The organism is Acidovorax sp. HMWF029 (genome assembly GCF_003060895.1).
Lineage (GTDB): Bacteria > Pseudomonadota > Gammaproteobacteria > Burkholderiales > Burkholderiaceae_C > Acidovorax.
Genome location: NZ_QAIH01000151.1, coordinates 44,455 through 50,326, shown reverse-complemented (window position 1 = coordinate 50,326; position 5,872 = coordinate 44,455). Strand labels below are relative to the sequence as shown.

The following is a 5,872-nucleotide window of genomic DNA, read 5'->3' as shown; positions in this document are numbered from 1 at the left end:
CTCCCCACATGCGCTGGTGGACCATGACTGCCTGTGCTTCATGCTGGGCGAGGACGTGCACGACCGCTGGCGGTTCTGGGACGCGGCGGGCCAGGAGGCGCAGGTGCGCGTGCGCAGCCACAACGTGGCCAACGACGGCGATGCCGTGCGCCGCTGGGCAGTGCTGGGGCGCGGCATTGCCTACAAGTCGTACTTTGACGTGGCGCACGACCTGACCGCAGGCCGCCTGGTGCAACTGTGCACCGACTGGACCACCGAGGCGGTCCCGCTGTTTCTGGTGGCCCCCAGCCGCAGGCAGCTCACGCCGCTGGTGCGCGCGCTGCGCGACTTCATGGCGCAGCGGCTGCTGGCGCTGCAGCAGCAGGCGCCGGGCATTGCGGCCTCCTGACCTTTGCGTGAGGGCGGCTAAGGGTGGGGCGGGGCGTGCAACCGGCTGCCAATCGTGTGTCCGGATTCAGCGAGTGCCCTGGGCGGAGCGGTTTTACGCTCCGGTCTGAGTGGGGCGCCATGCCATCGCTCGCCCGGCTGGCGGCGCATCTTGCGCACGGCATCTCTCCCCAAGACCCAAGGCATCTTCATGAATATCGTTCTTTTGCACGGCAGCTGGCATGGCGCCTGGTGCTGGCACAAAGTGGTCCCACTGCTGCAGGCCCGGGGGCACCAGGTGCATGTGCCTGACCTGCCCGCCCACGGCCGCCACTGGCGGCTGGCGCGGGGGCGCACCACGCTCTCGGCCATGGCGGCGCATGTGTGCCGGGTGCTCGATGCGCTGGATGGCCCGGCGCTCATCGTGGCGCACAGCCGGGGCGGCATTGTGGCGTCCACGGTGGCCGAGCTGCGGCACCACAAGCTGGTGGGCGTGACCTATCTGGCCGCCTACATGCTGCGCCATGGCGAGCGGGTGACAGACTTTTTCCGCCAGGACAAGGCCTCGCTGGTGGCGCGCCACATCCATGTCAGCCGCAGCACCTTGACCGACCAGCTGGCGCCCGAGGCCTACCGCCCCGCGCTGTATGCCGATTGTTCGGACGCCGACGTGGCGCTGGCCCATGCCCTGCTCACGCCCGAGCCCTCGCTGCCCGCACTCACGCGGCTCAGACTGACTGCGCCGCGCTACGGCAGCGTGCCCCGGCACTACATCGAGCTGACACAGGACCGGGCCGTGACCATCGAGCTGCAGCGCAAGATGATCGCAGCCTCGCCCTGCGCCACGGTGTCGTCCATCGAGGCCAGCCACTCGGCATATTTCTCGCAACCCCAGCGGCTGGCGGACACCGTGCACCAGATTTCCGGTTTCCGCTGACAGGCCCGGGATGAGCGCGGCGGCCGCAGGGCTATCGCCCACGCGACGCCGCCGGGGCGCGGGTGCGCCGCACAATGCGACCCCCAACGGCGCATGCGCCGGCCTCGCCCAGAAAGATCCCCATGCTGAATTTCGACTTCCACAACCCCACCCACATCGCCTTCGGCCAGGGCCGCATTGCCGACCTGGCCAAGCTCGTGCCCGCTGCCGCCAAGGTGCTGATCCTCGTGGGTGGCGCCAGCGCCGAGAAGACCGGCACCCTCGCCGAGGTGCGCGCAGCGCTCGGCGAGCGCCAGCACGCCACCTTCAGTGGCATCGAGCCCAACCCGAGCTACGAGACCTCCATGAAGGCCGTGGCGCAGATCCGCGATGGCGGGTTCGACTTCCTGCTGGCCGTGGGTGGCGGCTCGGTGATCGATGCCGTCAAGTTCATCGCCGCCGCCGTGCGCTTCGAGGGCGCTGACCCCTGGGCCATCCTCGAAAAACATGGCCGCAACGTCAAGGGCGCGATGCCGTTTGGCGCCGTGCTCACACTGCCCGCCACGGGGTCTGAAATGAACAACGGCGGCGTCATCACCCACCGCGCCAAGGGCGCCAAGCTGGCGTTTGGCAGCGTGCACACCTACCCGGTGTTTTCGGTGCTCGACCCCACCAAGACCTACACCCTGCCGCCCCAGCAGCTGGCCAACGGTGTGGTCGATGCGTTTGTGCACACGGTCGAGCAATACCTCACCTACCCGGTCAACGCGCCCGTGCAGGACCGCTTTGCCGAAGGCATCCTGCAGACGCTGATCGAGGTGGGTCCGCGCCTGCTCACGGCGCCCGAGCCCGTGTACGACGACCGCGCCAACCTCATGTGGGCCGCCACCATGGCGCTCAACGGCCTGATCGGCGCGGGTGTGCCGCAGGACTGGGCCACACACATGATTGGCCACGAGCTGACCGCGCTGCACGGCATCGACCATGCGCGCACTCTGGCCATCGTGCTGCCCGCGCTGCTCAATGAGCGCCGGGGGGCCAAGCGCGCCAAGCTGCTGCAGTATGGCGAGCGTGTGTGGGGCATCACCACGGGCACCGAGGACGAACGCATCACCGCCGCCATCGAGCGCACCCGCGGCTTCTTTGAGAGCATGGGCGTCGCCACGCGCCTGTCGGGCTACGGTCTGGGCGCCGACACTGTGGCGGCCGTGGTTGCGCAGTTGGAGGCCCATGGCATGGTCACGCTGGGTGAGCAGCGCGAGATCACGCCTGCCGTGAGCCGCCGCATCCTCGAAGCCGCGCTGTAACCGGGCGCAGTCGGGGGGGGGGCGGCTGTGCGCTCGCTCCTTCCTTTGTGCATTTCGCGCCACGCAGCGGCGTTTCGTCGCGTGGCGCTGGAGCCTGCCACCTGCGCTGCCTACAGTGCCGTCAAGCCGCCACCCCGGGCGGTGCTTGACGAAAGGTGTACCGTGACTCTCATTCCTCTCCTGGCCCTCCGTTCAACCTGGCGGGTTGCCCGAGCACCGCTGGTGGCTGCATCTTTGGCACTGCTGGCCTGGGCCGCCCCTGCATCGGCGCAATACGCTGGTTTGCGCACTCTGGTGGTCCCGGGCACCGATCCCGTGACCGTGGCGTTGTACTACCCCACCCCCGCCGTTGCACGTACCCAGACCATGGGCACTTGGAGGCCTGTGGTTACGCCGGGCGCACCGGTGGCCGCTGCCCCCCTCAAGGGCCTGATCCTCATCTCGCACGGCACGGGCGGCCATGAACTGGGTCACCACAACCTGGCCACGCGCCTGGCGGCCGATGGCTATCTGGTGGCCGCGCCGCGCCACCCGGGCGACAACTGGGAAGACCGGTCTATGGTCACCTCGGGCCGCTACTTCAGCGAACGCCCGCGCCAGGTGAGCCGCGTGCTGGACGCGTTGCTGGCAAGCCCCGAGTGGGGCCCCCGCATTCCGGCCGGGCGCATCGGTGCCGTGGGGCACTCGGCAGGCGGCTACACGGTGCTGGCCCTGGCCGGTGCACAGGCCGAACCCGCCCGTGCCGTACAGCATTGCCGCAGCGTCTCGGACGACCCGGGCTTTTGCAGCCTGGGCAAACTTACGTCGGCTCAGGGCGCCAGCAGTCCTGCGGCCCCGGCATCTTCTGCACGCGCCTCGCAAGATGGCCCGCTGGTCTCGGTGGCTGACCCCCGCATCCGCGCCGTGGTGGCCCTCGCGCCCATGGCAGTGGTCTTCACGCCCCAGAGCCTGGCCACCATCACCGTGCCCGTGAAGGTGGTCATGGCCGAGCGCGACGTGGTGCTGCAGGGCAAGTACCACGGTCAGCATGTGGCGGTCCACTTGCCCGGGGTGGACGCGAGCACCGTGCCAGGTGCCGGGCACTTTGCCTTCATGGCCCAGTCCGCCTGGCCCCTGCCGTCGGACGCAGGCGACGCTGCCGCCAACCCCGAGGGCTTCGACCGGGTGGCCTACCACGCGACGCTGGAGAACCAGGTGGCGGAGTTTCTGGGGCGGCAGTGGCGGTGAGTGCGGCAGTTTTTGAGCAAAAAATGGCCGTCTCCGCGCATTGGTCAAAGGTTTTAAGCTATAAAAATAGTAGCAATCTATAGGCTGCTGCTGCCGCTCAGACGGGGAGCGCCGCCTCGGTGGTGCAGGCCTCCACCTGCACCAGGCAGTCATAAAACGTGGGCGCCCGGCCCAGGTCGGTCAGGGCCTGGCTGGTGACTTCGTTCACGTTGGTGCCATTGAGCCCCAGCTTGCGCCACCAGATGCCCAGGCCATTGACCACGCCGGGCCGCGCGCGGCGCGACACGGTGGCGTGGCACAGGTAGCTGCCCCGGTCGTTGAACACGCGCACCACGGCATCGTTGCCAATGCCGCGCGCCTCGGCGTCGTCGGGGTGGATCTCCAGCACCGGGCGGCCTTCGATGTTGCGCAGGCTCTGCACGTTCACGAAGGTGGAGTTCAGGAAGTTGCGCGCGGGTGGCGAGATCATGGCCAGCGGGTAGCGGGCGTCGGTACCCGCCAGCTCGTGGTTGGGCAGGTGGTCGGGCAGGCCGTCCAGGCCTTGCGCGGCCAGGCGGGCGCTGTAGAACTCGCAGCGGCCCGAGGGCGTGGGAAAGTTGCCTTCGGCAAACGGCGCATCGGGGATGGTCAGCGTGGCAAAGCCCTGGTTTTCGAGCAAGGCGTAGTCCACGGCATCGCCAAAGGCCTGGCGGCACAGTGCCTCGTCGCTGTCGACAAAACACGGCTCGGTGAAGCCCATGCGCGCAGCCAGGTCGCGGAAGATCTGGGCGTTGCTGCGCGCTTCGCCCTGCGGGGCGATGGCGGGGCGGTTGAGCAGCACATCGGTGTGGCCGTAGCTCAGGTGCACGTCCCAGTGCTCCAGCTGCGTGGTGGCGGGCAGGATGTAGTCGGCGTAGTCGGCTGTGTCGGTCTGGAAGTGCTCCAGCACCACCGTGAACAGGTCTTCGCGCGCAAAGCCCTGCACCACCTTGCCCGAGTCGGGCGCCACGGCCACGGGGTTGCTGTTGTAGACCACGATGGCCTCGACCTTCGGCCCGAAAGCGGGCGCGGCATCGCGCAGCAGGTCGTCGCCAATGGTGGACATGTTGATGGTGCGCGGTGTCCTGGCGGGCATCAGGTCGGGCCGTTGCAGCACGCCGCGCTGGGCGGGGAACTGGCCCGAGCTGGACAGCAGCACGCCGCCCGCACGGTGCCGCCACGCGCCCGTAAGCGCGGGCAGACAGGCCACGGCGCGCACCGCATTGCCGCCGCCGCGCACGCGCTGCATGCCGTAGTTCAGGCGGATGGCGGCAGGTTTGGTGGTGCCGTAGTCCTTGGCGAGCTGGCGGATCTGCTCCACGGGCACGCCGCACACCTCTGCCGCGCGCCCGGGCGGCCATTGCAGGGCGCGTTCGCGCAGCTGCTCCCAGCCCAGCGTGTAGCGGGCGATGTAGTCGTGGTCCAGCCAGTCGTGGGCAATCAGCTCGTGCATCAGCGCCAGGGCCAGCGCGGCGTCGGTGCCGGGGCGCAGCTGGATGTGCTCGTGGCACTTGTCGGCCGTTTCGCTCTTGCGCGGGTCGATGCACACCAGCCGCGCACCGCTCCTCTTGGCCTGTTGGGCGTAGCGCCAGAAGTGCAGGTTGCTGCCGATGGAGTTGCTGCCCCAGATGACGATGAGCTGCGATTCGGCGAAGAACTCCACCTTCATGCCTACTTTGCCGCCCAGTGTCTGGATCAGTGCCTCGGCCCCGGCGGATGCGCAGATGGTGCGGTCGAGCTGCGAGGCGCCCAGCTTGTGGAAAAAGCGGCGGTCCATGCTTTCGCCCTGCACCATGCCCATGGTGCCCGCGTAGCTGTAGGGCAGGACGGCCTCGGGGGCGCGTGCGGCGATGGTTTGTAGGCGCTGGGCGATGTCTGCCAGGGCTTCGTCCCAGCTGACAGGGGTGAACTGCCCGCTGCCCTTGGGCCCCGTGCGCTTGAGCGGGGTGAGCACACGCTCGGGGTGGTAGCTGCGTTCAGTGTATTTGCTCACCTTGGCGCACAGCGCGCCGTCGGTGTGGCGGTGGTCGGGGTTGCC

At 68.9% G+C, this 5,872-nt stretch carries 5 protein-coding genes; 4 read left to right on the top strand and 1 reads right to left on the bottom strand.

Going from position 1 to position 5,872, the window contains the following annotated elements; translation table 11 throughout:
* From DBR12_RS10490 to DBR12_RS10475, 4 genes are all read left to right on the top strand, one after another.
* The coding region (locus DBR12_RS10490) for a LysR substrate-binding domain-containing protein (RefSeq protein WP_233244386.1) at positions 1 to 388 on the top strand (388 nt) is incomplete at its 5' end.
* A gap of 189 nt (positions 389 to 577) precedes the next feature.
* Complete coding sequence (locus tag DBR12_RS10485) at positions 578 to 1,303, top strand: alpha/beta fold hydrolase (protein WP_146185510.1); 726 nt, start codon at positions 578 to 580, stop codon at positions 1,301 to 1,303.
* 122 nt (positions 1,304 to 1,425) lie between these two features.
* Positions 1,426 to 2,589 (top strand): iron-containing alcohol dehydrogenase, encoded by a 1,164-nt coding sequence (locus DBR12_RS10480; RefSeq protein WP_108617188.1) that lies wholly within the window; start codon positions 1,426 to 1,428, stop codon positions 2,587 to 2,589.
* A 222-nt stretch (positions 2,590 to 2,811) separates the two neighbouring features.
* Positions 2,812 to 3,816, top strand: a complete 1,005-nt coding sequence (locus DBR12_RS10475; protein ID WP_233244385.1) for a hypothetical protein — start codon at positions 2,812 to 2,814, stop codon at positions 3,814 to 3,816.
* A gap of 97 nt (positions 3,817 to 3,913) precedes the next feature.
* Here the strand turns inward: DBR12_RS10475 and DBR12_RS10470 are convergent.
* Positions 3,914 to 5,872, bottom strand: a 1,959-nt coding sequence (locus DBR12_RS10470; protein ID WP_233244384.1) for a molybdopterin-dependent oxidoreductase, incomplete at its 5' end; no start/stop codon positions are given.

Coding starts and splice junctions, on each gene's coding strand:
- DBR12_RS10480 (WP_108617188.1), top strand. CDS start 1,426: ATGCTGAATTTCGACTTCCACAACCCCACCCACATCGCCTTCGGCCAG.
- DBR12_RS10485 (WP_146185510.1), top strand. CDS start 578: ATGAATATCGTTCTTTTGCACGGCAGCTGGCATGGCGCCTGGTGCTGG.